At 62.0% G+C, this 26,236-nt stretch carries 21 protein-coding genes, 1 tRNA gene and 4 pseudogenes; 7 read left to right on the top strand and 19 right to left on the bottom strand.

Translation table 11 applies throughout. The features are described from left to right. Window positions 1–112: 112 nt before the first annotated feature. From QNJ43_RS00980 to QNJ43_RS01000, 5 genes and pseudogenes are all read right to left on the bottom strand, one after another. Window positions 113–586: a glycosyltransferase gene (locus QNJ43_RS00980; protein ID WP_300466652.1), complete on the bottom strand. Its 474-nt coding sequence runs from the start codon at window positions 584–586 to the stop codon at window positions 113–115. A 73-nt stretch (window positions 587–659) separates the two neighbouring features. Next, on the bottom strand, window positions 660–1,373 hold the full coding sequence (locus QNJ43_RS00985; protein WP_300466654.1) for a glycosyltransferase: 714 nt from the start codon (window positions 1,371–1,373) through the stop codon (window positions 660–662). A gap of 111 nt (window positions 1,374–1,484) precedes the next feature. Beyond that, window positions 1,485–3,577: pseudogene (locus tag QNJ43_RS00990) on the bottom strand (molybdopterin oxidoreductase family protein). Window positions 3,578–3,732: 155 nt separating this feature from the next. Next, on the bottom strand, window positions 3,733–4,155 hold the full coding sequence (ndk, locus tag QNJ43_RS00995; protein ID WP_300467266.1) for a nucleoside-diphosphate kinase: 423 nt from the start codon (window positions 4,153–4,155) through the stop codon (window positions 3,733–3,735). A gap of 150 nt (window positions 4,156–4,305) precedes the next feature. Beyond that, window positions 4,306–4,997: pseudogene (locus QNJ43_RS01000) on the bottom strand (glutathione S-transferase family protein). An 81-nt stretch (window positions 4,998–5,078) separates the two neighbouring features. Between QNJ43_RS01000 and QNJ43_RS01005 the strand changes: the two are divergent. Further along, complete coding sequence (locus QNJ43_RS01005) at window positions 5,079–5,588, top strand: DinB family protein (RefSeq protein WP_300466656.1); 510 nt, start codon at window positions 5,079–5,081, stop codon at window positions 5,586–5,588. A 7-nt stretch (window positions 5,589–5,595) separates the two neighbouring features. On the opposite strand, the gene QNJ43_RS01010 is transcribed toward QNJ43_RS01005, so the two are convergent. Further along, window positions 5,596–6,009, bottom strand: a complete 414-nt coding sequence (locus QNJ43_RS01010; RefSeq protein ID WP_300466658.1) for a DUF971 domain-containing protein — start codon at window positions 6,007–6,009, stop codon at window positions 5,596–5,598. 188 nt (window positions 6,010–6,197) lie between these two features. Between QNJ43_RS01010 and moaA the strand changes: the two are divergent. Next, window positions 6,198–7,230: pseudogene (gene moaA, locus QNJ43_RS01015) on the top strand (GTP 3',8-cyclase MoaA). A 47-nt stretch (window positions 7,231–7,277) separates the two neighbouring features. Here moaA and QNJ43_RS26550 read toward each other — a convergent pair. Both QNJ43_RS26550 and QNJ43_RS01020 read right to left on the bottom strand, forming a co-directional pair. After that, window positions 7,278–7,502, bottom strand: coding sequence for a hypothetical protein (locus QNJ43_RS26550; protein WP_346432798.1), 225 nt, complete (start codon window positions 7,500–7,502; stop codon window positions 7,278–7,280). A gap of 27 nt (window positions 7,503–7,529) precedes the next feature. After that, window positions 7,530–8,096 carry a cyclase family protein gene (locus tag QNJ43_RS01020; protein WP_346432799.1) on the bottom strand — a complete coding sequence of 189 codons (567 nt, stop codon included), beginning with the start codon at window positions 8,094–8,096 and terminating at the stop codon, window positions 7,530–7,532. Between the two features lie 211 nt (window positions 8,097–8,307). On the opposite strand from QNJ43_RS01020, the pseudogene QNJ43_RS01025 reads away from it, so the two are divergent. Beyond that, window positions 8,308–9,337, top strand: a pseudogene (locus QNJ43_RS01025) (ATP-binding cassette domain-containing protein). 114 nt (window positions 9,338–9,451) lie between these two features. On the opposite strand, the gene mfd reads toward QNJ43_RS01025, so the two are convergent. Both mfd and QNJ43_RS01035 read right to left on the bottom strand, forming a co-directional pair. After that, on the bottom strand, window positions 9,452–12,955 hold the full coding sequence (mfd, locus tag QNJ43_RS01030; protein WP_300466660.1) for a transcription-repair coupling factor: 3,504 nt from the start codon (window positions 12,953–12,955) through the stop codon (window positions 9,452–9,454). A 28-nt stretch (window positions 12,956–12,983) separates the two neighbouring features. Beyond that, window positions 12,984–13,277 carry a succinate dehydrogenase assembly factor 2 gene (locus QNJ43_RS01035; RefSeq protein WP_300466662.1) on the bottom strand — a complete coding sequence of 98 codons (294 nt, stop codon included), beginning with the start codon at window positions 13,275–13,277 and terminating at the stop codon, window positions 12,984–12,986. 229 nt (window positions 13,278–13,506) lie between these two features. On the opposite strand from QNJ43_RS01035, the gene recG reads away from it, so the two are divergent. Further along, window positions 13,507–15,606, top strand: a complete 2,100-nt coding sequence (gene recG / locus QNJ43_RS01040; protein WP_300466664.1) for an ATP-dependent DNA helicase RecG — start codon at window positions 13,507–13,509, stop codon at window positions 15,604–15,606. Window positions 15,607–15,866: 260 nt separating this feature from the next. Here the strand turns inward: recG and QNJ43_RS01045 are convergent, their stop codons facing one another. From QNJ43_RS01045 to glmU, 3 genes are all read right to left on the bottom strand, one after another. After that, window positions 15,867–16,556, bottom strand: a complete 690-nt coding sequence (locus tag QNJ43_RS01045; RefSeq protein ID WP_300466666.1) for a DUF502 domain-containing protein — start codon at window positions 16,554–16,556, stop codon at window positions 15,867–15,869. A 205-nt stretch (window positions 16,557–16,761) separates the two neighbouring features. Next, a complete protein-coding gene (gene glmS, locus QNJ43_RS01050) occupies window positions 16,762–18,588 on the bottom strand; it encodes a glutamine--fructose-6-phosphate transaminase (isomerizing) (protein ID WP_300466667.1) in 1,827 nt (608 codons plus the stop codon). Window positions 18,589–18,739: 151 nt separating this feature from the next. After that, on the bottom strand, window positions 18,740–20,092 hold the full coding sequence (gene glmU, locus QNJ43_RS01055; protein ID WP_300466668.1) for a bifunctional UDP-N-acetylglucosamine diphosphorylase/glucosamine-1-phosphate N-acetyltransferase GlmU: 1,353 nt from the start codon (window positions 20,090–20,092) through the stop codon (window positions 18,740–18,742). 220 nt (window positions 20,093–20,312) lie between these two features. Between glmU and QNJ43_RS01060 the strand changes: the two genes are divergently transcribed. Then, window positions 20,313–20,912, top strand: a complete 600-nt coding sequence (locus QNJ43_RS01060) for a hypothetical protein (protein WP_300466669.1) — start codon at window positions 20,313–20,315, stop codon at window positions 20,910–20,912. Window positions 20,913–20,946: 34 nt separating this feature from the next. Further along, the gene (locus tag QNJ43_RS01065; RefSeq protein WP_300466670.1) at window positions 20,947–21,150 is read left to right on the top strand and encodes a hypothetical protein; all 204 of its coding nucleotides are present in this window, start codon (window positions 20,947–20,949) and stop codon (window positions 21,148–21,150) included. 18 nt (window positions 21,151–21,168) lie between these two features. Here the strand turns inward: QNJ43_RS01065 and QNJ43_RS01070 are convergent, their stop codons facing one another. Further along, window positions 21,169–21,915 carry a cytochrome c biogenesis protein CcdA gene (locus QNJ43_RS01070; RefSeq protein ID WP_300466671.1) on the bottom strand — a complete coding sequence of 249 codons (747 nt, stop codon included), beginning with the start codon at window positions 21,913–21,915 and terminating at the stop codon, window positions 21,169–21,171. Window positions 21,916–22,299: 384 nt separating this feature from the next. Between QNJ43_RS01070 and QNJ43_RS01075 the strand changes: the two genes are divergently transcribed. Beyond that, window positions 22,300–22,653, top strand: coding sequence for a metalloregulator ArsR/SmtB family transcription factor (locus QNJ43_RS01075; RefSeq protein ID WP_300466672.1), 354 nt, complete (start codon window positions 22,300–22,302; stop codon window positions 22,651–22,653). A gap of 251 nt (window positions 22,654–22,904) precedes the next feature. Here QNJ43_RS01075 and QNJ43_RS01080 read toward each other — a convergent pair whose 3' ends face one another. The 5 genes from QNJ43_RS01080 to QNJ43_RS01100 all read right to left on the bottom strand — a co-directional run bounded on the left by QNJ43_RS01080 (window position 22,905) and on the right by QNJ43_RS01100 (window position 26,205). Then, on the bottom strand, window positions 22,905–23,510 hold the full coding sequence (locus QNJ43_RS01080; RefSeq protein WP_300466673.1) for a 3-keto-5-aminohexanoate cleavage protein: 606 nt from the start codon (window positions 23,508–23,510) through the stop codon (window positions 22,905–22,907). A gap of 218 nt (window positions 23,511–23,728) precedes the next feature. Continuing rightward, entirely contained in the window at window positions 23,729–23,959 is a 231-nt protein-coding gene (locus tag QNJ43_RS01085) for a hypothetical protein (protein ID WP_300466674.1), read from the bottom strand. Between the two features lie 737 nt (window positions 23,960–24,696). Beyond that, a tRNA-Lys gene (locus tag QNJ43_RS01090) sits at window positions 24,697–24,772 on the bottom strand. A 97-nt stretch (window positions 24,773–24,869) separates the two neighbouring features. Further along, the gene (locus tag QNJ43_RS01095) at window positions 24,870–25,754 is read right to left on the bottom strand and encodes a VOC family protein (protein ID WP_300466675.1); all 885 of its coding nucleotides are present in this window, start codon (window positions 25,752–25,754) and stop codon (window positions 24,870–24,872) included. Window positions 25,755–25,785: 31 nt separating this feature from the next. Further along, entirely contained in the window at window positions 25,786–26,205 is a 420-nt protein-coding gene (locus QNJ43_RS01100; RefSeq protein WP_300466676.1) for a hypothetical protein, read from the bottom strand. Between the last annotated feature and the right edge of the window lie 31 nt (window positions 26,206–26,236).

The following is a 26,236-nucleotide window of genomic DNA, read 5'->3' on the forward strand; positions in this document are numbered from 1 at the left end:
GAACTGGTGTCGCATCGCGCGCCCGTTACGACCGATACGGTGAACTTTTCTTGTCGGCAATCCGCATCGCCGCAACGGCCATCTTTTGGTCGTGTGTCCTGGCCTTAGAGCTTTATCCGGTCATAATCCGTTCCAGCACGTCCACGGCGCGTTCCGATCCGGATTCGGCTCGCACCAGCCGCCCCATGCTCTCCGCCTTTTCGCGGATCTGAGGCGAGAGGGCCTGCGCCAGACGGGATGCAAGCCTTTCCGCATTGAACCGCTTCATCGGCAACGGATCAGATCCCGCACCGCTTTTCGCGATGCGGTGTGCCCCAAAGGGCTGATCCCCGAAAATCGGACAAACGACCGCCGGGCGTCCGCATCTGAGGGCCTGATGGGTCGTCCCCGTTCCCCCATGATGGACGACCGCCGCGCAGCGCGGAAAGAGCCACGCATGCGGGGCGCTTGAGATCACGTGCATGTCGGGCCCGCCGTCGAGCCTTTCCAGACCGCCCCAGCCGGTTGCCAGCACCCCGCGTTGCCCGGCACGACGCAAGCTCTCCATCGCAGCCTGCGCCGTTCGCCTCGCATCGATCGAGGGCATGGACCCGAAGCCGACATAGACCGGCGGGGCGGGGCCCGGCCTGAAGGAACCGCGCCAGATCCGCCGGAGGCGATCAGTCCGGTTCGCCGTTGTTGCGGAACCAGTAGCCGGTGATCGTCTCGGTATCCGGCCAGTCATCGGGTTTCGGCACCAGATGTCGGCTATAGGCATGAAGCCGCGGCACGGGGCGACCATTCGGCGCGTAGCCGGCCAGTTCATCGAGCCCAGATGCAAGACGGAAATCCGCACGGCTCGCCGCAAGGGCCCTGAAAATCCGCCGATTGAGGGCATGCGCAAGCCCTGTGGAAAGGCGATGCGACAACCGATTCACAAAAGGCCCGAGGCTGCGCGAACTCAGCATCATGAAGGGAAAGGCCCCGGTCGGCACAAAGACCGGTTGCATGAGCGCGGGCCCCGCGACCGCTCTGAGATCATGCGCGATATGGGGCGCAAGCGCGGTCTTGAGATTGTAGACGATGAGATCCAGCCCGATGATGATGATCGCGCGAGCCCGGTCCCATTGTTCCTGCAACTCCTGACGCAACCATTCCTTCGATTGTCGCCAGATGCGGATCTTGCCGGACAGCGTGTGCATCGCCGCCTGGATATCCGGCTGTTTCAACAGGTCCTGATAGTTGATCGAAAAGGGCGCGGACGTGAGGCCCGCCGCCTCGATCATGGTATCGAACCCCGCGCCTGTGGCCACGGTTACCTGCGCACCGCGCCGCGCCAGCGCCGTTCCGAGCGCCACGAACGGCTGAACGTCGCCGTGTGTGCCAAGGCTCATCAAAAGAATGCGCAAGGGCGAACAACTCCGTGCCAAACCGACGCCCCCTCCCCACGTCAATCAAGCACACCGGCCGTGGGAATGCCAGCCCGACCGGTTCGCCGACAGGCCTTACGCCTTGCGCAACCAGACACGGTTGTCGTGGAAGGCGGCACCGCCGTAAGGGACCACCGGATCGGCTCCGGTCAGCGTATTGATGCCCTTGCCATCGACGAAGGTCACATTCGCCCAGATCCCTTCCGAAATCACGACGCCGCGCTTCACGCCATCGAAAGTGCGCACATGGAGCCGCACCTCGCCGCGCTTGTTCCCCATCGCGACGAGATCGCCAGCAGCGATCCCGAGCCCCGCCGCGTCGTCCGGATGCACCATCACCTCAGGCCGCCCCTCCTTCTTCACCGACCCCGGCGTGGCGTTGAAGGTGGAATTGAGGAAGGAGCGCGCAGGCGCCGTCACCAGCCGGAAGGGATGGGCCTCGTCCGCCGTCTCGATTGCCTCCCAATAATCCGGCAGGGAGGGCAAGGTCGTCCACGGGCCCATGGCGCCGTTATTGTCGGCAGGCGTTGCCGTCCAGTCGGGCCTGAAATGGTACTTGCCGTCGGCATGGCCGAAACCGTTGAGGAAGTGCAAGGTCTCGAAATCCGGCTGGACATCGATCCAGCGCTCGCGTTCCAGCATTTCCAGATCTCCGAAGCCCGACGCCTTCAGCATCCAGTCGATATGATCGCGCGCGCTCATGGTGTTGCCTGGGTGATCAACACCCAACCGCTTCATCAGCTCGTTGACGACGAAGATGTTTTCCCGCGTCTCGCCCGGCCCCTCGATCAGCTTCGGGCCGAACACGATGTACTGGTGGCCGTCGCCCTTGTAGACGTCGTCATGCTCCAGAAAGGTCGTTTCCGGAAGCACGATATGTCGGCCATCGCCGCCATCTCGCTCATAAACTGCTCGTGGACGCAGGTGAACAGATCCTCGCGCGCAAACCCTGCCCGCACCTTGTCCTGCTCAGGACAGATGGAGAGCGGATTAGTGTTCTGGATGAGCATCGCAGCGACCTGCGGCCCGCCGAACAACGTCTCCTCCTCGCCCATCAGGATCGCACCGATGCGCGACTGGTCGAGACGGCGCGTGGCCGAATCGACCACATCGTTGCCCTCGATCATGGTCTTGTCGAAGATGAAGATGCCGCCGTTGGAATGCAGCGCGCTGCCGCTCTCGTACTGCCAGGCTCCGGTCACGACAGGAATTGAAGCAACCGCATGCATGGAACCCGTGCCGTTGCGGCTGCGCGAAAAGCCGTAGCCGAGGCGGAAATTAGATCCGCTTCGTCTCTCCGACGAGCTTTGCAAACGCCTCGATCTCCTCCACACTCAATCCGGTGATCGCGGCCGCCCACTCCGGCGTGCGGGTTGCCAGATGCGCTTCCAGTTCAGCCGGGCAATCGGCGTACTTTTCCATGTACGCCCAGTCCGCATAACCGTCGCGGAATGCCACGTGCATGACGGCGCATGCCAGGGCCGCATCCGTGCCGGGCCTCAACACCAGCCCGATATCCGCCTGCCGGACCGTCTCGTTGCGATAGAGACGTTGATGGCGACGATCTTCGTGCCGTGTTCCTTGCGCGCCTTGACGGCGTGCGTCATCACGTTGACCTGGGTCGTAACCGCATTCGTCCCCCACATGACGATGCAGTCGGACTTGGCCATCTCGCGCGGGTCCGCCCCGGAGATCCGACCGGTGCCCGCCGCATAGCCCGTCCACGACGCATTGGTGCAGATCGTGTCGAACTGGCGCGAATAGCTCTTCACGTGGCGCAAGCGATGGATGCTATCGCGCTGCACCTGCCCTATCGTGCCCGCATAGTGATAGGGCCACACGGACTGCGCCCCGAAACGCTGTTCCGCCTTGAGGAAGGCTTCCGCGACCTCGTCGAGCGCATCGTCCCAGGAGATTTCCTCAAACCGCGCCTCCCCCTTGGCGCCGATCCGGCACATTGGCTTCAGCAAACGGCCGGGATGGTGAGCCCGCTCGGCATAGCGCGCGACCTTGGCGCAGATCACCCCGTCCGTATAGGCATTGTCCGCCGCCCCGCGAATGCGGCCGATGCGATCCGGCCCCAGCACTTCGACTTCCAGTGCACAGGTGGACGGACAATCATGCGGGCAGGCGGAGGGACGGATGAGCGTATCGACGGGCTTGTTCATGGTCGGCTTTCTCCTTGCGGGCACATGTTCGCGGACAAGGACGCGAAGTCAAGGGACGGCAACTTCTGCGAAGCAGCCGAAGGCACTCCCAAAAACAAAAGAACCGCCTTGAAGGGCGGCCCTTTCGCGATTTCCGTTAAGAAGATCTGTCAGCTTCAGCCGACGATCTCGGTCTCGGAGAACCAGTAGGAGATCTCGCGCTTGGCGTTCTCGGGAGCGTCGGAGCCGTGCACGGAGTTCTCGCCGATGGAATTGGCGAAATCCTTGCGGATGGTGCCCTCGGCGGCTTCGGCCGGGTTGGTGGCACCCATGATCTGGCGGTTCTTGGCGATGGCGTTCTCGCCTTCCAGAACCTGCACGATGGTCGGGCTGGAGGACATGAATTCGGTCAGCTCACCGAAGAAGGGACGTTCCTTGTGCTCGGCATAGAAGCCTTCCGCCTCGCGCAGAGACATCCACACGCGCTTCTGCGCAACGACGCGGAGACCGGCGCTTTCCAGGCGGTCGATGATCTTGCCCGTCATGTTGCGCTTGGTGGCGTCCGGCTTGATCATCGAGAAAGTGCGTTCGATGGCCATTTTCATTTCCCCGTAATTTCTGTGTTCGGATGCGAAAGCGGCGCCCGCTTAAGGGCGCCGAAACTGTCGCGGTTCCTATACAGGTACAGAGGCTCCGTCGGGGCCGCAAGAGGAAGCGATACGACGGTTTGGTGACGAAGACTCTCGTCCTCACGCCGCCGCCGGCTGGTTGCGCCCCAGGTGATTGTGCAGATCGAGACAACGCTCGAACCAGTCTGTCACCGGATCTCCCGTCTCAAGAAGTTGGAAATCGCTCGCAACGCGCGGCCATTGCAGCGTGCCAAACAGCACGTAATCGGCAAAGAGTGGGCCTTCCCGGCCGATGAAAGGCTGGAACCGGAGCATCTGTCGCATCGGCTGAAGTGAAAGCCGGAAGGCTTCCAGCCGCTCGTAGCGGGTTTCGTGCAGTTCCTCCAGCGTCTGCCCGAGCCGCTTTTCGCGAGTTTCGCGGAAATAGGCCTGATCGACGGGCGACAGGATATCGTGGATGTCCTTGATCACCAGATGGGCCAGCTTGGTGTTCACGGATGTATAACCCAGCTTTCCACAAACCGGGACAGCGCACGCCCCGCCTCCCCTCCGAACAGGGACGATCGGGTCGGGTAGGTCTCTTCCAGGTAATTGGCGATATCCCAGCTGTCGGAGATCGTGTAGCCGTCATCCTCAACGACCGGCACCATGGCGGACACGCCGCCTGCGACTTCGCGCACCTTGGTAAAGGGCGTCGGCCGTTCCTCCCAGCTCAGCTCCTTGTGGGCGAGCGCCATCTTGATCCGCCAGCAATAGGGCGAAAAATGCTGGTGTTCGTCAGCCCCGCAGAGATTGTAAAGGATAACCGGCATTTCCCCTCCCTGGCATCGTCTCTTTGCATCGCACTGACGCAATCCTAGAGTTGGTTCCTCTATCTGGCGGGAGGATCAGCCATGAAAGCAATATTTGCAATGCTTGCGGGCTACAATCGATGGGCCAACGAACGTCTCTACAAGGCGGCCGGCGCGTTGACACGGGAGCAATACCACGAACACCGAGGCGCGTTCTTAGGCTCTCTCAACGGCACGCTGAACCATCTGCTCGTCGGCGATCGCATCTGGATGCGGCGGTTCACCGGGGAAGGCCCACAGCCGAAAGCACTTGACGAGATCCTGCTGGACGACATCGCCGATCTTGCTCGCGCCCGAGCTGCGGAGGACGACTGGATCATCGCCTATATCAACGGGCTCAACGAGGAAGCCCTTGCCGCTCCGTTCACCTATCACAGGATGATAATCCCGGACGAGGTCACGCAACCGCTGACGCCCGTGCTCATACATTTCTTCAACCACCAGATCCATCACCGGGGCCAGGCGCATTGTCTGCTGACGGAAATAACCGGAGAGGCGCCGAGCCTGGATCTCGTCGTCTACCAGCGTGCCAGCGGCGCAGGCATGACGTAACGCGCGCTCAGCGGTCGCGCGTCAGTCCCTTTTCCTCAAGCTCGGCCAGATAGCCGTTCCACAGGTCATCCTGTTCCCGGCCGAGCTTCATCAGGTAGTCCCAGGAATAGATGCCAGTATAGTGCATGTCGTCGAAAACAATCTTGACGGCGTAATTGCCGACCGGCTCGACCTGCATGATCTCCACCTTGCGCTTGCCGTGGACGGTCTGCTTCTGATCGGGCGAGTGCCCCTGCACTTCGGCCGATGGTGACAGAACGCGCAGAAATTCCGCCGGGAGCCGGAATTCCCCGCCCTCCGTAAAGCGTACCGTCAGTGTCTTCTTGTCCTTGGAAACCCGCAATTCGCTGGGCCAGGCTTTCGCGTTCAAAATCCCGTCTCCGATATCAGCATTCGTGACACGTCGTTGCCGCGGGACCATAGGCCCGTGGTACGTCTTGGCAAGATCCCGGCTACCAAGTGACGAGGATCGCATTGACGTGCAGTTTCGTTCATCTACCTTTGAGATTGACGACAGGTTCGCGTCGGGGACCGCTAAGGGACCGGCCGGCAAGAGTGAACCGGAGGCGCGACAGATCATGGACGATCCCCTTAAGGACGAATAAACCCGTGGATGATGCGAGGGGCCTCACAGGGCTGCATCAGCCCCTGCTGACCGATCCGTTCGGCAGGAGTGTCACATATCTGCGCGTGTCGATTACCGACCGCTGCGACTTTCGCTGCGTCTACTGCATGGCCGAGAACATGACCTTCCTGCCGAAAAAGGAAGTTCCAGTTTGGAGGAACTCGACCGGCTCTGTTCCGCCTTCATCGCCAAGGGAGTGCGCAAGCTCCGGCTGACGGGCGGCGAACCTCTCGTTCGCAAGAACATCATGAGCCTGTTTCGCTCGCTCTCGCGCCATCTTGATTCCGGCGCGCTGGACGAAATCACCGTCACCACCAACGGCTCGCAGCTCTACCGCTTCGCCGACGAGCTCTATGACGCGGGCGTGCGCCGCATCAACATCTCCATTGACACGCTCGATCCCGACAAGTTCAAGCGCATCACCCGCTGGAGCGATTTCGACAAGGTGATGGCCGAGCTCGACGCCGCCAAGCGCGCCGGACTTCAGGTCAAGCTCAACGCCGTGGCGCTGAAGGGCATCAACGAGCAGGAAATCCCCAAGATGATCGAATGGGCCCACCGCGAGGGCCACGACATGACGCTGATCGAGACCCCATGCTGCTCGGCGATATCGAGGGCGATCGGACCGACCAGTATCTGCCGTTGTCCCAGGTGCGCGCCACGCTCGCCGAGCACTACACGCTGACTGACATCCCCTACAAGACAGGCGGCCCGGCCCACTACGTGAAAGTGGAGGAGACCGGCGGACGGCTCGGCTTCATCACGCCGATGACGCACAATTTCTGCGAAAGCTGCAACCGCGTGCGCATCACGTGCACGGGAATGCTATACGTGTGCCTGGGCCAGGACGATTTCGCCGACCTTAGAGCCCCGCTGCAGGCCTCGGAGGGCGACGAACTGGTCAGCCGCGCCATTGATGAAGCCATCGGCCGCAAGCCCAAGGGCCACGATTTCATCATCGACCGCGACCGCAAGGCCCCCGCCGTCTCCCGCCATATGAGCGTAACGGGCGGGTAAGAGAGCGAGAGAGCGGGGAAAGCCCCCGCCCTCACCTCTTGGGTTTCCTAAACCAGCGCGAACAGACGGCTCGGACCGCCCGATGCACCGACGATCTTCGGCGCAGCGACGACGAGCGTCGCACCGGCGGCGGGCACCTCATCGAGATTGGCCATCGCCTCCATGCCCCAGCGCCCGGAAGGCAACCAGGCGTAGTGGGTCGCAAAATCCGGCGAGAGGCCGTGGTCGAGCGACAACGTATCCACGCCAAGCCCGACGAGCCCGCGCTCCATTGCCAGCTTCGCCGCCTCGATGCCGAATCACGGAAAATGCATCTTGCCGTCCGCATCGGCGTTGCGGAACTTGTCGGAGGTCGCGTATTGGCCCCAACCGGAATTCATGGCGATACACCCGCCTTCCGGCAGCGTGCCGTTGGCCGCCTCCCACTCCTCCAGATCCTCAGGCGTAACCTGATAATCGACGTTTTCCGCAGTCTTCGCCTTCACGTCGATGACCGCGAGAGGAACGACAAGCTGGTAGGTCGGCACATCGGCCGCGGAATTGCCGTCGGCGGAAAAGTGCAACGGCGAATCCATGTGGGTCCCGGTATACTCGACCAGATGCCACTTGTTGACGTTGAAGCCGTTCTTTTCGAAGCCGAACATCTTTTCCAGTTCGAGTTGCGGGGGACCGAAGAAGGTCGGGAAGCCCTCAACGAGCGGGTGGGTCAGATCAACGACCTTCGAAAAGCTCGCCGGAGCCGCTTGCGCCGGGCGCGGCGGCGCGAAAGCCTGAAAGCTCGCCATGCCGACGGCCGCCGTCCCCTTGAAAAAGCCACGCCGCGACAAGCTCTTGTGAACCGTCTCCATACATCCGGGAACGCACATGTGAAGTACCCCTCTGGTGGCGCACCCGTTTTGCGGACGCTTTTGCCGGTTCAAAGCATGAGATAGTTCCGTAACGGCAAATAGCCGAACAGTGTGGGCGGTGCAGAAATGGTGAGCATGTTGCGCCCATTTCGTCAGCTTTTGCCTTTCATCCTTTTCCTCAACCTTTGCCCTTGCATCCGGCGCCGACCTTCGCCAAACGTTCCCCACCATGCTGCATGTCAACGACCTCACCTACCGCATTGCCGGACGCACGCTTCTCGACAACGCCACCGCCGTCATCCCCGACGGCGCGAAGGTGGGGCTCGTGGGGCGTAACGGATAGGGCAAGACCTCGCTGTTCAAGCTGATCAACGGCGATATCGCGGCCGAATCCGGCTCCATCACGATCCGTCGACAGGCCCGCATCGGCCAGGTCGCGCAGGAAGCGCCGGGCTCGGAAACAAGCCTTATCGACGTGGTTCTTGCCGCCGACACCGAGCGCGCCTCGCTTCTGGAGGAGGTGGAGACGGCGCGCGATCCGAACCGCATCGCGGAAATCCACACCCGCCTTGCCGATATCGACGCCCATTCGGCCGAAGCGCGCGCAGGCGCGATTCTCTACGGCCTCGGCTTCAACGCGGAAGCGCAACGCCAGCCGTGCTCAGCCTTTTCGGGCGGCTGGCGCATGCGCGTGGCGCTCGCCGCGGTGCTGTTCTCCGAGCCCGACCTGCTGCTCCTCGATGAGCCGACGAACCGTTTGGATATCGACAGCCGCGAAGCGCTCGTTCATGCGCTCAACGATTTCTCCCGGGCGGTGGTACTGATCTCACACGACCGGCATCTGGTGGAAGCGTGTGCCGATCGCCTGTGGCTCGTCGCCGACGGCACCGTCTCCCCCTATGACGGACATGGAGGATTACCGGCGTCTGATCCTTCAGACGGGCAAGGAAGAGAAATCCGCGCCGAAGGAGACGGAAAAGCAGGCCTCAGCCCAGGAACGCCGCCGCGAGACCGCCAACCACAGCGCTCAGCTTGCTCCGTTGCGCAAGAAGATCCAGACGGCCGAAAAGCTGATGGAAAAGCACCAGAGCAAGCTGAAGCGCCTCGACGAGAAGCTCGCCGATCCGGATCTCTATGTGAAGGATCCGACCAAGGCGACGCAGCTCGCCAAGAAGCGCTTGGATACCGAAAAGGCGCTGGCGGAGATGGAAGAGAGCTGGCTGGAACTTTCCGGGGAATACGAGGCGGCGTCGGAGTAAGGGGGCTCTAAGCCGGGTATATGACGTTGAGCCGATCCTTCGAGGAGGTCGCGCAAGCGACCGTCTCGAAGGATCGGCTAAAAACGCCCAAAGCCCCCCATCGAAACGCCCCCCTCAAGCCGCAGCCTGCCCCTTTTCCGCCAACCGCACCAGCTTCGTCAGCACCACGGCCACGCCCTTTAGGCGCTCCTCGGCGCTGTTCCAGTCGCGCACCAGCACGACTTTCTGGTCGGGGCGGATTTTCGCCAGAACACCCTGCTCGGTGATGTAGCCGACGAGCCCCGCCGGGTTGAAGAACTCGTTGTTGCGGAAGCCGATGACCACGCCCTTCGGACCGGCGTCGATCTTTTCCACGTTCGCCTGACGGCAGAGCCCCTTGATGAAGACGATCTTCAGAAGGTGCTCGACCTCCTCAGGCAGCGGACCGAAACGGTCGATCATCTCCGCGCCGAAGGAATCGATTTCCTGCGGATCGCTGATATCGGCCAGACGCCGGTAGAGATCGAGGCGAAGCTGCAGGTCGGCCACATAGCCGTCCGGGATCATCACGGGCGTGCCGACATTGATCTGCGGCGACCAGTGATCCTCGCCGACCGCATCGTCGCCCTCACGCAGCTGCGCAACCGCCTCTTCCAGCATCTGCTGATAGAGCTCGAAGCCGACTTCTTTGATTTGGCCGGACTGCTCCTCGCCGAGCAGATTGCCCGCCCCTCGAATGTCGAGATCGTGGCTGGCAAGCTGGAAGCCCGCCCCCAGCGGCTCCAGCGACTGCAGCACCTTCAACCGGCGTTCCGCCTGAGCCGTCAGCTTCTTGTTGGCGGGCACGTTGAAGAGCGCATAGGCGCGCGTCTTGGATCGACCGACGCGGCCGCGGATCTGATAGAGCTGGGCCAGACCGAACATGTCCGCACGATGGACGATGAGCGTGTTGGCCGTCGGGATATCGAGGCCCGATTCCACGATCGTCGTCGACAAAAGCACGTCGTACTTGCCGTCATAGAAGGCGTTCATGATGTCGTCGAGTTCGCCCGGCGGCATCTGGCCGTGGGCGACCGCCACCTTCACTTCCAGCACCGTATCGGCCAGGAACTCGCGTTGTTCGACAAGATCCGAAATGCGCGGCACGACATAGAAGGACTGGCCGCCGCGATAGTGCTCGCGCAGCAGCATCTCGCGCACGATCACCGGATCGAAGGGCGAGACGAAGGTGCGCACGGCAAGCCGGTCGACCGGCGGCGTGGCGATCAGCGACAGGCCGCGCACGCCCGTCAGCGCCATCTGCATGGTGCGCGGAATGGGCGTTGCCGAGAGCGTCAGCACGTGCACATCGGCGCGAAGCTCCTTCAGCCGCTCCTTATGCTTGACGCCGAAATGCTGCTCCTCGTCGATGATCAGCAGCCCCAGATGCTTGAAAGCGATGGACTTGCCGAGAAGCGCATGGGTGCCGATGACGATATCGGCAGATCCGTCGGCTGCTTCCTTCTTGGTTTGCGCCAGCGCCTTCGGCCCGACCATGCGCGAGGCCTGGGCAATGCGCACCGGCAAGCCCTGGAAGCGCTCGCAGAAGGTCTTGTAGTGTTGGCGGGCAAGTAGCGTGGTGGGAACCACGACGGCCACCTGTCGACCCGACATGGCAACGAGGAAGGCCGCGCGCAGCGCCACTTCCGTCTTGCCGAAGCCCACATCGCCGCACACCAGACGATCCATCGGTCGCCCAGAGGCGAGATCGTCGAACACGGCCTCGATGGAAATGAGCTGATCCTCCGTCTCCTCATACGGGAAACGGGCGGCGAATTCGTCGTAGACCCCGTCGGGAATGTCGATCACTGGCGCGGTGCGCAGCGCACGCGCGGCCGCCGTCTTGATCAGACCGTCGGCGATCTCGCGGATGCGCTGCTTCATGCGCGCCTTGCGCGCCTGCCAAGCCCCGCCGCCCAGCCGGTCAAGCCGGGCGTCCATCTCGTCCGACCCGTAGCGGGTCAGAAGCTCCAGGTTTTCAACTGGCAGATAGAGCTTGTCGCCGTCGCAATATTGCAGTTCCAGACAATCATGCGGCGCGCCCGCCGCATCGATCGTCTCCAGCCCGACGAACCGACCGATACCGTGATCCACGTGGACGACGAGATCGCCTTCGAAAAGGCTCGAAATCTCGGTGAGGAAATCGGAGGCCTTCTTGGAGCGCTTGCGCTGGCGCACCAGCCGGTCGCCAAGGATGTCCTGTTCACCGATGACGGCGAGCTTCTCGATCTCGAAACCGGTCTCAAGACCGAGCACGACGAGCGCGACCATGCCCTGCGGCAAAGCCGAAACGCCGCCTAACGATTCGACGGGCGCCAGCCGCTCCAGCCCGTGATCGGACAACACCTGCCCCAGACGATCACGCGAGCCCTCGCTCCAGCACGCGATGACGACGCGCTTGCTGTCCTTGCGAAGCGCCGAGATATGTTGGATAAGCGCATCGAAGACGTTGACGTCACCGGCGGCGCGTTCGCCCGCAAAGTTGCGCTCCTGCCGTCCGCCGAGATCGACCGCCTCGCCCTGGCCCTCGGGCATGGAGAACGGGCTGAAGCGCGCCGTGGTGCAGGCGGTGACCGCCTCCTTCCAGCCGTTCTGCGTCAGATAGAGATTGCACGGTGCGATCGGCTTGTAGGGCACGACGCCCGATCCGGCCTCGCGATCCGTCGCCTCGCGGCGGGCCTCGAAATGATCACGGATCTGGTCGAGACGCTCGGATACGGCGTCCTCCACCAGCGGATCGAACACGATGGGAGCACCGCCGATATAGTCGAACAGCGTTTCCGTCTCTTCGTGGAAGAGCGGCATCCAGTGTTCCATACCCGCATAGCGCCGACCTTCACTGATCGATTGGTAGAGCATGTCATCGCGGGTCGCAGTCCCGAATTCGGCCACGTAGTTGCGTCGGAAACGGGAGATGGCCTCGTCCGACATCACCACCTCGCTCATTGGCACTATGTCGAGATGCTTCATCTGGGCGACGGTGCGCTGTGTCTCGGGATCGAAGGTGCGGATCGATTCCAGCGTATCGCCGAAGAAATCGAGCCGCACGGGGAGTTCCGTCCCCGGTGCGAAGAGATCGAGGATACCGCCGCGCACGGCATATTCGCCGATCTCACACACGGTCGGTGTGCGCAGGAAGCCGTTGAGTTCCAGAGACTTGACGAGTTCGCCCATGTCGATGCGATTGCCGGGCGCCGCCGACCAGGCATGCGATATCATCCATTCGCGCGTCGGCATGCGCTGCACGGCGGCGTTCACAGTCGTCATCAGCACGAGCGGACGATCATGCGCCTTGGCGCGCGCAAGCGCTGCGAGCACGTTCAGGCGACGCGCGACGACGCCGCTATTGGGGGAGACGCGGTCATAGGGCAGGCAATCCCATGCGGGAAGCTGCAGCACCTCCACGTCCCGGCAGAAAAAACTGAGCCCATCGGCCACCATCTGCATGCGCTGACCGTCGCGCGCGACATAGACCAGCGCCGGGACGCCCTTGTGCTCCCTGGCGAGATCCGCCAGCACCAGCGCCTCGGCGCCATTCGGCACCGCCGACAGCGTCACCGCATCATGGGCGGCGAAGAGCCGCTTCAGCGCCTTGAACATGAAGGCCTCTATTCCTCGAAACGTCTATTCAGTTCGGCGTAATGTCGCCGCCGTGGAATTCGTATACGGCGCGGAAAATGTCCGTATCGTATTCGGCGGGCGCCGGTTTGCGGCCAGTCAGCCAGTCCAGCAGGTCCGCGTCCTCAGCGTCCATCAGATGCTCGAGCCGATCCAGTTCGTCATCCTGCAGATCCGCGATATGCGCCTCGACATATCCGCCCAGCAACAAGTCCATCTCCTTGGTGCCACGGTGCCAACTGCGAAACAGGATGCGTTTGCGACGCGAATCCAATCCGTCGCTCGACCGGTTCAATCCGGACATGGGACTACCTCTTTTCTCGCGAGACAGACACCGCAGTACAGGACGGGAGACGATCCCGGACACGGTCTGCGGTTTGCTGCGCCTGTATAACGGGCAGAACGCGCCGTGTCAGCGCCCCCGTCAAAGCCTCCATCACTGGCCCCGATGCAAAGCCGGCGTCGGGCGGCATTGCCGAACCCCGTCCGGACATGCCAAATGCACGCATCCATCGTCATGCGACCGGAAAACCATGCGCCCGCCCCTGCTCGATCCCCTGTTTGCCGAAGCAACCACCCTCACCGGAATAGGTCCGAAGGTGGAAAAGCTCCTGAAAGGGCTGTTGGGCGTCAACGAGCGCGAGGTCCGGGTCGGAGATCTGCTGTTTCACCTGCCGCATTCGATTATCGACCGGCGACGGCAACCGGGAATCGCCGGAGCGCCGGAAGGCGCCATCGTCACGCTGAAGGTGCTGATCGACCACCATCAGGCCGCCCCCACCTCCTCGCGTGCGCCCTACAAGGTCTATGCTAACGACGACACTGGAGAAATCCAGCTCGTGTTCTTCCATGCGCGGCGCGACTGGCTGGAAAAGACGCTACCCGTCGGCGAGACGCGCTATGTCAGCGGCAAGGTGGAATGGTTCAACGGCCGTCCGCAGATGATTCATCCCGACCATATGGTCGACGAGGAAGCCTTTGCCGAAATGCCGCTGATCGAGCCCGTCTATCCGATGACGGCCGGGCTCTCGCCGAAGACGCTGCAAAAGGCGATCACCGCGGCGCTCGACCTGCTGCCCGTCCTGCCGGAATGGCTGGATGAAGCCCATCTGGCGCGCGAACACTGGTCGGATTTCGACGAGGCGCTCAGGACCGTTCACCGACCGGAGGATCCCAAGGACATCGATCCGGCGAGCCCCAACGTCGCCCGACTGGCCTATGACGAATATCTGGCAAGCCAGCTCGCGCTCACCATGGTTCGCTCGCACATGCGCAAGACCGCCGGTGTCGCGAGACAGGCCAGCGGCGCGCTGAAAGCGAAAATCCTCGCTGCCCTGCCCTTCGAACTCACCCCCGGCCAGACGCAGGCGATCGCCGATATCGAAGGCGACCTCGCAGCCCCCACGCGGATGCTGCGCCTCGTTCAGGGCGATGTGGGCGCGGGCAAGACGGTCGTGGCGCTCATCGCTATGGCGGGCGTCGTGGAAGCGGGCGGCCAGGCGGCAATGATGGCGCCGACTGAATTGCTCGCCCGCCAGCACCTGCGCGCCATCGACCCCCTGTGCGAGGCGGCAGGCATCAAGGCCGCCCTCCTCACAGGCAAGGCGAAGCCCGCGGAGCGGCGCGCCATTCTGGAAGGACTCGAATCCGGCGAGATCGACATTCTCGTCGGCACCCACGCACTCTTTCAGGCAGGCATCGAGTTCAAGGACCTCGCGCTCGCGGTTGTCGACGAACAGCACCGGTTCGGCGTTCACCAGCGACTTGCGTTGCAGAGCAAGGGACACGGGGTCGACGTGCTGGTGATGACCGCAACCCCGATCCCGCGCACGCTGGTCCTCACCTATTTCGGCGACATGGAGGTCTCCCAGCTCCCCGACAAACCCGCCGGTCGTCTGCCGATCGAGACGCGATCGATCTCACTCGACCGGTTGAGCGATGTGGTGGACGGGTTGAAACGAGCTCTCACGAGCAAGCAGAAGGTCTATTGGGTCTGCCCCTTGGTGGAAGAATCCGATGTCATCGAACTCACCGCTGCCGAGGAGCGATACGCCACGCTGAAACAGGTTTTCGGCGATCAGGTGAACCTCGTGCACGGGCGCATGAGCGCGGCGGAAAAGGACGCCGCCATGCAGGATTTCAAGGACGGACGCACCCGCATTCTGGTTGCCACCACGGTGATCGAAGTGGGCGTCGACGTCTCCGATGCCAACATCATCGTCATCGAGCATGCGGAACGTTTCGGGCTGGCGCAGCTCCACCAGTTGCGCGGGCGCGTGGGACGCGGCGACAAGCAATCGACCTGCCTGCTGCTTTACAAGGGACCGCTCGGCGAAACCGCCAAGGCCCGGCTCACCATCATGCGCGAGATCAATGACGGCTTTCTGATCGCGGAAGAGGATCTGAGGCTTCGCGGCGAAGGAGAAATCCTCGGCACCCGCCAAAGCGGCCTGCCGGGCTTCCGTATCGCGCAGATCGAGACGCATGGCGGACTGATGGAAACGGCCCGCGCCGATGCACGCCTCATCCTCGCCAACGATCCGGATCTCATCGGCCCGCGCGGTCAGGCCCTGCGGGTGCTGCTCTACATTTTCGGTCGCGACGAGGCGATCCGGTTGCTCAGAGCCGGGTGAGGTCTCGCAGGTTCGGCAGAGGGAAGCGTGTGGGGGGCGAAAGGATCGCTCCACACGCACCATTGTCATCCCCGCGAAGGCGGGGATCCAGTAATCACTGGATTTCGCCGACCGAATACAAATGCGGGCGTCACGGAGTACTGGTTCCCCGCCTTCGCGGGGATGACAGCAACGGGCAAAACGTTCCCCTTACCAATCAAGACAGGAAATCGCGCTGGCCAAATCTCCAACGACCACGGCCGTGCTCCGCCCCGAACCGCCTAGCCGTCGATTTCGGCAGGTTCCTTCAGCGGTGGCTTTTCCACCTTGATCGGTTCCGGCAGAGCCTTTGCCCCCGGCTTGTAAGGCGGAGTGACGAGACCGGCGGAAATGACGAGCTTGGCCGCCTCTTCCACCGTCATGTCCAGCAGGACCACTTCATTGCGCGGAACGAACAGCAGAAAGCCCGAGGTCGGGTTCGGCGTCGTCGGCAGGAAGACGGAGAGCATGTCGTCGTCATGCTCCTCGAGCTTCGCCGCAACCTCGCCCTCGGTATCGGTGGCGAGGAAGACGATCGCCCACAGGCCCTGGCGCGGATACTCGATGATACCGGCATGCTTGAAACTGGTGCCGCTTTCCGACAGCGCGGTCTCGAAGATCTGCTTCAGGCCGCTGTAGAGATTGCGCACCAGCGGCATGCGGCCGAGGATCCGCTCTCCGTAGCCCAGAAGCGTGCGTCCAGCGATATTGGCGGTGAGAAACCCGACCAGGATCAGCATGGCGATGGAGACGAACAGTCCGACGCCGGGAACGGGGAACGGCAGATAGGTATCCGGATTGTAGTGGACCGGCAGAAGCGGCTTCACCCAGCCGTCGATCCATTGGATCAGCGACCAGCTCAGATAAAGCGTGATACCGATCGGGCCCGCAATGACGAGACCGGTGAGAAAATACGTGCGCAGCCGTTTCATGGGCGCGTCTACCTCTCGTTGATCCCAGCCCCCCGAGCCGGGATCCGACCGTGGTGCGATAGGATGCCGATGCCGGTGAATAATATCTGCTTCGGCGCGCCGATACAGAAGAATAACTCTCTCCCCTGACGTCATAACCAACGATTTTTTAAAACCATACGAACGGGCGGCACCGAAATGACGCCGCCTCACGCTCGTGCGCAGCTTATTCCACCGTCACCGACTTCGCCAGGTTGCGCGGCTGATCCACATCCGTGCCCATGAAGACTGCCGTGTGATAGGCCAGAAGCTGGATGGGTATCGAATAGACCATCGGTGCGATGGTGGCAGGCATGTCGGGCATGACTAGCGTCTCCAGCGTATCCACGCAGGCAGTCGCCGCCCCCTTCTGATCCGTGATCAGGATGATCCGACCGCCGCGCGCCGCCACTTCCTGCATGTTGGACGCAGTCTTCTCGAAGACCTTGTCGTAGGGCACGATGACGATGACCGGCATAGTCTCGTCGATCAAGGCGATGGGCCCGTGTTTCAGTTCGCCCGCCGCATAGCCTTCTGCGTGAATGTAGGAAATCTCCTTCAACTTCAAAGCGCCTTCCATCGCCAGCGGATAGGAAGAGCCGCGACCGAGATAAAGGATGTCGGACGCCTTGGAGAGATTGCGGGCCAGACGTTCGATCTGAGGCTCAAGCTTCAGCGCCTCGACCATGAAGCGCGGCGCCTCGGTAAGAGCGCGCACCAGCCGTTCCTCATCATCGCCCGACAGAACACCCCGCTGCCGCCCTGCGGCGACCGCAAGGCTCGCCAAGACCGAAAGCTGACAGGTGAACGCCTTCGTCGAGGCAACGCCGATTTCCGGACCGGCGATCGCCGGGAAGATCACGTCCGACTCGCGTGCGATGGTCGATTCCTGCACGTTGACCACGGCGCCGATATGCTGCTTCTCGCCCCGGCAATAGCGAAGAGAGGCGAGCGTGTCGGCCGTTTCACCCGACTGCGAGATGAACAGCGCCAGCCCGCCCGCATCGAGCGGGGCTTCGCGATAGCGGAATTCCGAGGCCACATCGATATCGACCGGCAGACGCGCCAACCGCTCGAACCAGTATTTCGCAACGAGCCCGGCATAGTAGGCCGTGCCGCAGGCGGTGATCACGACCCGCTGCAGCCCGCTGAAATCGAAAGGCAAGTCCTTCGGCGTCTTTGCAGCCATGGCATTGAGATCGAGATAATGCGCAAGCGTGCGGGCCACGACGTCCGGCTGCTCGTGGATCTCCTTGGCCATGAAGTGGCGGTAGTTGCCCTTGTCCACCATCGCGGCGGAAGCCGCCGATGTCTGGATCGTCCGCTCGACCACCATCCCGGTCTCGTCGCGGATCGTAGCGCCCTCGCGCGACATCAAGACCCAGTCGCCATCGTCCAGATAGGCGATGCGGTTGGTGAACGGGGCAAGCGCGATCGCATCGGAGCCCAGATACATCTCGCCGTCGCCATAGCCAACGGCAAGCGGACTGCCGCGCCGCGCACCGATCAGCAGATCCTCCTCGCCCTCGAACAGGATTGCCAGCGCGAACGCCCCTTCCAGACGGCTCAGGGTCTGCACAACCGCCTCGGCGGGAGATGCGCCCTTCTTGAGAAGAGCGCCGATGAGCTGGGAGACGACCTCGGTATCCGTTTCGGTCGCAAAGACAGCGCCGTCCGCGGTCAGTTCCGCCCGCAACTCCCGGAAATTCTCGATGATTCCATTGTGAACGACGGCAACGCCAGGTCCGACATGCGGGTGCGCATTGGTTCCCGTCGGTGCGCCGTGGGTTGCCCAGCGCGTGTGGCCGATGCCGGAATGACCCGACAACGACTCGTTCTCCAGCCGACCTTCCAGATTGCGCAGCTTTCCCTCCGCCCGGCGACGGGTCAGGACCCCGTCTTCCAGCGTGGCGACACCGGCAGAATCATAGCCGCGGTATTCCAGCCGCTTCAGCGCATCGACAAGCTGCGGAGCCACCGGCTCCCGACCCAGAATTCCGATTATGCCGCACATGGACAGTCCTCACGCATAAATGCTCCCCGGGCACTCCTGTATCGGATGAGCCCGCCATACGGGAAATCAAATGCTATTGCAGAGAATTACAGTTTATGGCTCGCCCAGTACGCAGACCGACGAGGCCCTGGCGTCACGCTCTCAACCCCGCTCAACCTTTCGAGCGGGTCTTTTCCTTGATGGCGCGAATGGAGGCCGCCCGCCCTTCCTTGATCGCCTGCTGGCCGCGCGCCAGAGCAAGCGCATCGTCGGGAACATCCTTCACAATCACGCTTCCCGCCGCCACGAGCGCGCCCTTGCCAACGGAGACCGGAGCAACGAGCGCCGAGTTGGAGCCGATGAAAGCCCCTTCGCCGATATCGGTGAAGAACTTGTCGTATCCATCGTAATTGCAGGTGATCGTGCCCGCGCCGATATTCGCTTTCGCGCCGACCCGCGCATCGCCGATATAGCTGAGGTGATTGACCTTGGCGCCCGGCTCCACCGTCGCCTTCTTGATCTCGACGAAGTTGCCGACCTTCGCGCCCTCGCCGATCTCCGCACCGGGCCGCAGCCGGGCATAGGAACCGATATTCGCCCCCGCATCCACGAAAGCCCCTTCCAGATGCGAGAACGCATGGATGATCGCGCCGTCGGAAACGGTCACGCCCGGCCCGAATACCACATTCGGCTCAACGACGACATCCGCCCCAAGCTTGGTGTCATGGGAGAAGAAGACCGTCTCCGGCGCCACCAGCGTCACGCCGAACAGCATCGCCTTGCGGCGCATGCGAGCCTGAAAAACAGCTTCGCATTCAGCAAGTTGAACGCGGTCGTTGACACCGAGAACATCCACGGCCGGGCCGGTCTTCGCGACAACCGACAGCCCGCGCGCGCCCGCGATCTCCACCGCATCGGTCAGATAGAACTCGCCCTTGGCGTTGTCGTTGCCGATGACATCGAGCAGTTCCGGCAACAACGCGCCGCGAAAGCCCATGATGCCGGAATTGCAGAAGGTAACCCGCCGCTCCTGCTCGTCGGCATCCTTCTCCTCGCGGATCGCCATGAGGCGACCGTCTTCAACCAGCAGTCGACCGTACCCGGTCGGATCCCCCGCCTCGAACCCAAGGACCGCCACATCAGCGCCTTCCGCCAGCGCCCGGCGCACCGTTTCGATGGCCTCCGGGGTGACGAGCGGGGTGTCGCCATAAAGGACGATCACGTCGTCAGCCGGGATCTCCAGGGCGCCAAGGGCGGCCAGAACGGCATGGGCGGTGCCGGCACGCTCCTGCTGAACGAAGCATTGGGAGGCGGAATGACCGGCTTTGACAAGGTCTTCCACTGATTTCATGCCCGGCCCAACAACGACCGCGATGCGGTCCGATCCTGCACGTGTCGCGGTATCGAGGACATGACCCAGCATCGGTCGCCCGCCGACGGAGTGCATGACCTTTGGCATGGCGGATTTCATACGTGTGCCGAGCCCCGCGGCAAGAATAACGGCTAGGCAGGATCGGTCGTTCATCGGACTCTCGATAAGTTCTGGCACGCTTCATGCGCCCATTGCGCGTGGACGTAGCAGATTGCCCGTAAAAGGGAAATAGGTGACCCGCAGAGGAAACCATCCCCGACTACAATATCTTCCCAGCTTGTTAAGGTTAATGAAACGTTCTTAGATAGAAACTAGTGCGTGCCGGAGATTCGGTAATCACGAGCGGAATAGATTTGTGCTGAAGAAACCGCCCATGATCCAGGAGCTTCTGAAGGGTGGCGCCCGTTTGCGTTCGGGCGTCATGCTTGTGGGCTGGGGTTTTGCGGCAACCATGTCTCTTCTCGTCGCCGTCAGCGCCTATCAGAACCGTGCTCCCGATCCCTTCAGCGATCAATATGCAGCACTCGTCCTGCCCGATGCGGGCGACGTGGAGACGACCGCGTCGATCGGCACCGGCAACCGACGCCCGACGACGGAATTCGGCGTCTTCTCCAATCCGAGCCCCGTCGACAGGATCAAGCCGGGACGCTTTGAGGCGGAGATCGATACGCTGCGTCATGCAATCGTAGCGTTGCGCCGTTCCGCGGAAGCGCTGCGGCGGCAAAACGACATCATGTCGGACCGGTTGGCGATGATCGAGAGCGGCGACAAGCCCGCCGCCAAGACGTCACCTGCCCGCGAGGCGCCCGTGGCGATATGCCGGGGACTATGGCCGCCAGACGCAACGCACCGCGTCGCGGGCGGCATCGTGGCAAGCCTCCGATCCGATCAGTATCGGCAAGAGGGCAACGACCGGAACGGCGGCGGCAAGCGCGCCGCGCTCGAAATTCGCCATCGATCTCGGCGCCTATAGCTCGCTACACGAGGTTGCAGGTGCCTGGCATGCCATGCGCGAGACCGAGTCCCGTGTCATCGGCTCCCTGTCGCCGCTGGCAACCATCACCGAACGCGGCAACAAGATGGTTCCCCATCTCATCGCAGGGCCCTTCGACAACGCCGCGGATGCGGCAGCGGCCTGCGCGCGGCCTGAAAAGCGGCTCATCACCTGCAAGCCGACGATCTTCGCCGGCCAGCCGCTCCCCGCGCACTGAGACGGAATCCGGATCAGGTCAGCCGACCTGTTGCAGCACCGGGAAAGTTTCCAGAAGCCAGAAAGAGAAGGTCGCCATCTGACCGGTCAGAAAGGCGAGGCCCGTCACCACAAGGAAGACGCCCATGACCTTCTCCACCGTGCCAAGATGCCGCCGGAACCCGGCCATGAACCGCATGAACGGCCCGGCAAAGGCCGCAGCGATCAGGAAGGGCACGCCGATCCCCAACGCATAGGCCGATAGCAACAACGCGCCGCACGACACCGTATCCTCCGCGCCTGCGACGAACAGGATCGCCGCCAGGATTGGCCCGACACAAGGCGTCCAGCCAAAGGCGAAGGCGAGGCCGAACACATAGGCCCCAAGCGGCCCGGCAGGCTTGCGCTCCACATGCACGCGCGCCTCGCGATACAGAAGCACAATCCGGAAAACGCCGAGAAAATGCAGCCCCATGATGATAATCAGCACACCGCCGACATATCCCAGGATACGGATATTGCTGGCGACAAACTGACCGACGAACGAGGCGCTGGCGCCCAGAAGCACGAAGATGGTCGAGAAACCGAGCACGAAGGCGAGCGCGGTCACCATCACCTTGCGACCGTCGGCGGCATGGACTGAGGCGTCCTGTCCCTCCCCCGTCAGCTGATCGAGCGACACTCCGGCGAGAAACGCCAGATAGGGCGGCACCAGGGGCAGTACGCACGGTGAGACGAACGACAAGAGCCCCGCGAAAAAGGCGCCCAGAATGGTTACATCGTGCATCGTATCCCCTTCGAAAAGCGCATCGTCCCCATGCCCACGGTCGCGCCGCGCGCTGTCTTGAACCGTCAAGCCTTGTAGACGACCGGACGCGCATTTGGCACCCCGGATCAAGGCCACAAGACGAACACGCCCCTTCATATTTCGCGGAGGTCGGTTCTGCCCGTGCCGTAACGGCGGATGGACCGGAACGCCGCAGATAGCGCCCGCAACAGGAGGCAAACCTGCAGCGTTTGCGCCACCCACTTTCTATTTTTAATCAGTTAAACACCCCGAAACCAGCGAAATGCCCCCTTCGGGGTCGATTTTTTGGAAACAGCGGTTTAGATGAATCATCGAGGGGCGCAACCCGCGCTTGCGGATATTGCGAATAGAGGACGAAAAAGAGTGCCGGCAACAGCCATTCAGGAACCGGTCGGTTCCCTTGACATGAACCAGATGCAAGACAAGGCAAAACAGGCCAGCGACTATCTCAAGGCCCTTGCCCACGAAAACCGTCTGCTGATCCTGTGCATTTTGAGCGAGGGGGAAAAATCGGTCACGGAACTGGAAAGCATGCTCTCGCTTCGCCAGCCGGCCGTCTCGCAGCAGCTTGCCCGTTTGCGCGCGGAAAACCTCGTTTCCACACGCCGAGACGGCAAGACCATCTATTACAGCCTCGGAGACGAAAACGTCCGCCGGATCCTCTCCACGATCTACGACATGTTCTGCGGATCGGATTCGACGCCCTCCGAAGCTTGAGCGAGCGCCACGCGCGCTCCCCTCACCCCTTACCCAGAACCGCGAGCGTTTCGTCGCCACGCGTCGGCCGTCGTCCAAGGTCGGCCGCAAGGCGCCGGGTACGCGCCACGGTTGCAGCATTGTCTGGCGTGACGGTGCCGTCAGGCGCCCCCAAAGCGAGTTCTCGAAACCGACGCGCGCGTAACCGTCCAGGGCCATGGCCGCAGCCGCCGACGAGATCTCGCCCGATCCGAAGGCGCACATCATCCAGGTCATGTCCGGGGTGCTTTCCGCCTCATCGAGAACGCGCAGGAACGGCAACAGCATATGCGCATCGCTTTGCTGATTGGTGCTGTAGCGGCCGAGTACGAACAGGACCGACAGACGGTCGCTAGGGGGACCACTCCGCGCCGAGAGAGCTCAAGCAACCGCTCGAATTCCGCCGCATCGTAGACGATGTGCTGCACGGCCATTTCCTCGCGCCGGCACCAATCATAGAACCGCGCCGCTTCCTGTTCCGCATCGTCCGGCACCAGTTCCTTGATCGCGATGGAAACGGCCTGAGGGCGGACCTTGCGCACCACGTCCATCTGCACGTCGGGGCCGTAGCGCCCGATGGCCTCGGTCGTGACCTGACACACGAAATCGGAAGAGACCTCGCGCGCCACCAGCCCGAGCAAGGCTGAATAGGCGTCCGCATCGAGAAGATGGCGTCCGTCGGCATCGCGAACATGGACATGGGCCGCACTGGCCCCGGCTTCCGCGCAGGCCGCGAGAACTCTCGCCGCCTCCTCGATGGTGACGGGAATTTCGGGATGGTCGGATTTCGTGCGACGCGCGCCGTTGGGCGCGACCATGATCGTCAAAGGCTCAGACACGGCAACCTCGGCAAATTCTGAGGAAGACAAGCGACACATCGATCAACTTGCACCGACCCACAAGGACCGGCCCGAATACTTAGTCGGATTCGGATATGGCGAGGCAAGCCGATGTCCCGCCCGCCGCGGTTCTATTCCGCGACGCCGCGCCGTCCTTTGATCACCTCAAAGAGATGAACGTTCAGACGGTTCGCCTCCGGTTGCGCCGTTTAAAGCCCCTAGCGCCATTGATCGATAATCAGACGCAGTGCCAACGTATCGCGCGTGTGCGGCAACTGGTTCAGAAAACTGGTAAAATAGTCGTCCAATGCATAGCGATCGATTGCATTCTGGAGTACCAGGCCATTCACCAACGCCATGGTGACTGCGATATGGCCTTTGACGAATTCGTACTGCACGACTTCGCCATGGTTCTGTTCCTCTGTATCCATCATCCAGGTGCGCCCCAATGGGCTCACTCCGCTACGTTTCCAATATCACTTTTTACGAACATTGGGTACGGAGTCCCGATCTATTTAATGTCTTAACGGTCCCTCTTAGAAGTGAATTGCGACACATAAGATCACAAATTGCAACTCGTAGACTTGCCAAGCCTCCCGTCACCTAAGGATTGTTCCGCGCGCAAAATCCGCATTCCCCCTGTCGGCAAAAAGAGTTAATCGGGTTTTTTCTTATAGTTAGCAGTATGTTCTCTATGCGCACAACTGATAACATTTATTGCATGCCCAATACACAGACATTTTTCCACTTGGATTCTACGCCATACGAATTAGTTAAATATTCCAAATAGGAATCATTCTTATTATTTTCGTATTTTTCCATCTATATCGACGAATACGACGTAGCGTTATTTTTCTTTGTGACGGTTTCAGGGCCAGCCGCGATATCGTTTTGCTCGCGCGCCACACCGCTGTGCCACCTTGTCGCCTTTGATAAATTTACTGAACGGAATCCCGCCGAAGGACCTCACCTGCTCCAAAGAAAGCATTGGGAGTCGTTTTTCAGGAACTAGCGTAAGGCTCTTCCGGGAAGACCGCACAATCGGGCACATGCACGCATAACGGTGCCAACCCTCGGATGCAGGGATCAGCAAAGCAGGAATCGCGGATAATGTGCGGAGGACGGATCGGGACTGTCAGCACGCTCTGCGCGCCGTTGACGTTCCACCAAGACTCTCAGGGAAGTTTGGTGAGCCCGCAGGGGTTCGAACCCTGGACCTACTGATTAAAAGTCAGTTGCTCTACCAGCTGAGCTACGGGCTCCCGAAGTGCCGGTTTCATAGCAGATTTAGGCACCGGCGCAAGCCTTATACGCATGACACGTCAAACTTGCCCAAGGAATTCCTTTTTCGAGCCGACCTTACTGGCCATCCCCTTCAACGATCAGCGCCATGCCATTGAGCGAACTGGCCGCAATAACCGCCCGCTTACCGTCATCGCGCATGGTCACATCCGCTCCACCCGTTCGCGCCTTGTCGGCGAAAAGGGCCGGATCACGGACCTTCAGCTTCGTGGCTACAAACCGTGGGGACTTCATCTCGCCGAGCGGATAGGCTGCCCCGTAGAGCGCCTCGAACCCTTCAGGCGTCAAAACGTCGAACGAGCCCCGCGCGGTCCGACATTCGATGCCGAAGCCCGTGACCTTCAACTCGCGCACTCCCGTGAACCCTTCGATGAATTCGTGCAGGTCCGCCGGGCGCGGCATCACCAGAACCGTGCCCGCGATGCCCAGCGCGCCGTTTGCATGGCGCTGATAGGCCTCTTTCCAGAAGTTCTCGGGATAACGGTTGCGGCAGGTGAAGAAAGCGACGTCGGGCAGATCGAGATGGGTGGTGAAGGTCAGATCGAAGGCGACCCTGGCATCGCTTCCATCCGGCTGACGGGCAACGCGCTCGAAGGAAAAGGGCGCATAGGTTCTCAGGCCCGCCTTGACGAAGGCCGCACGGTCGGCCTCGGGATCGACGCTGTCGAGAACCAGCATCGACATGCCTTCGCCGCCGACCAGAAAATCGCGATTGTAGGCACCGAAGGAAAAGCTGTCGAAATCCGCCTCTTCCATCCGGTCGGGATCGAAAACGTCCAGCACCTCGATGAAGGCGCCGTCGAGTTGGACCAGGAAATTTCGGGTCCCCCACGGATGTTCGGCAAACGGCATCAGCGTGAAACCGAGCCGGACGTAAGCCTCGCGTGCGGCTTCAAGACCCTTCACCGCATGAACGATATGATCGATCCCACACCGAGCCATCGCAGCCTCCCCCTGCCCACCGTGACGGGCCTCATTTTCCATAGCGGACGTCCCCGAGCCAGCCGCCTTTACGCAGGACCGGCTTCAGCGTCCCCATGATCACGCCGACCCAACCGAACCCGGCCTCATCCGTTTCCTTCGCCAAGTCCTCGTTGTAAAGAAGCGGCATCCACGCCACCAGTTCGCCGCCCGCCAGCTCAGGCTCGTCCTTGCCCGCGGTGCGCGCCAGAACGACGAACCCGCCATCGGGGCTCGGGACGCGCAGAACCACCGTCTGCGTGCCGTCATCGTTCATCTTGGTGGGCGTCGCCTGACCGAAATGCTCACGCGCATCCAGAACGAGCGCGGGCAGCGGCTTCTTCGGCTCCACCGAACAATCCAGGCACTGACAGGAATATTTGAAAGCGGACGCCCCGTCCGTGAAGGTGAGATCGGTCGTTTCGTCGCTCATCGACTGCCCCCGGCATGTTCACAGACAATTT

The sequence above is a fragment of the Breoghania sp. genome (genome assembly GCF_030066895.1).
GTDB lineage: Bacteria > Pseudomonadota > Alphaproteobacteria > Rhizobiales > Stappiaceae > Breoghania.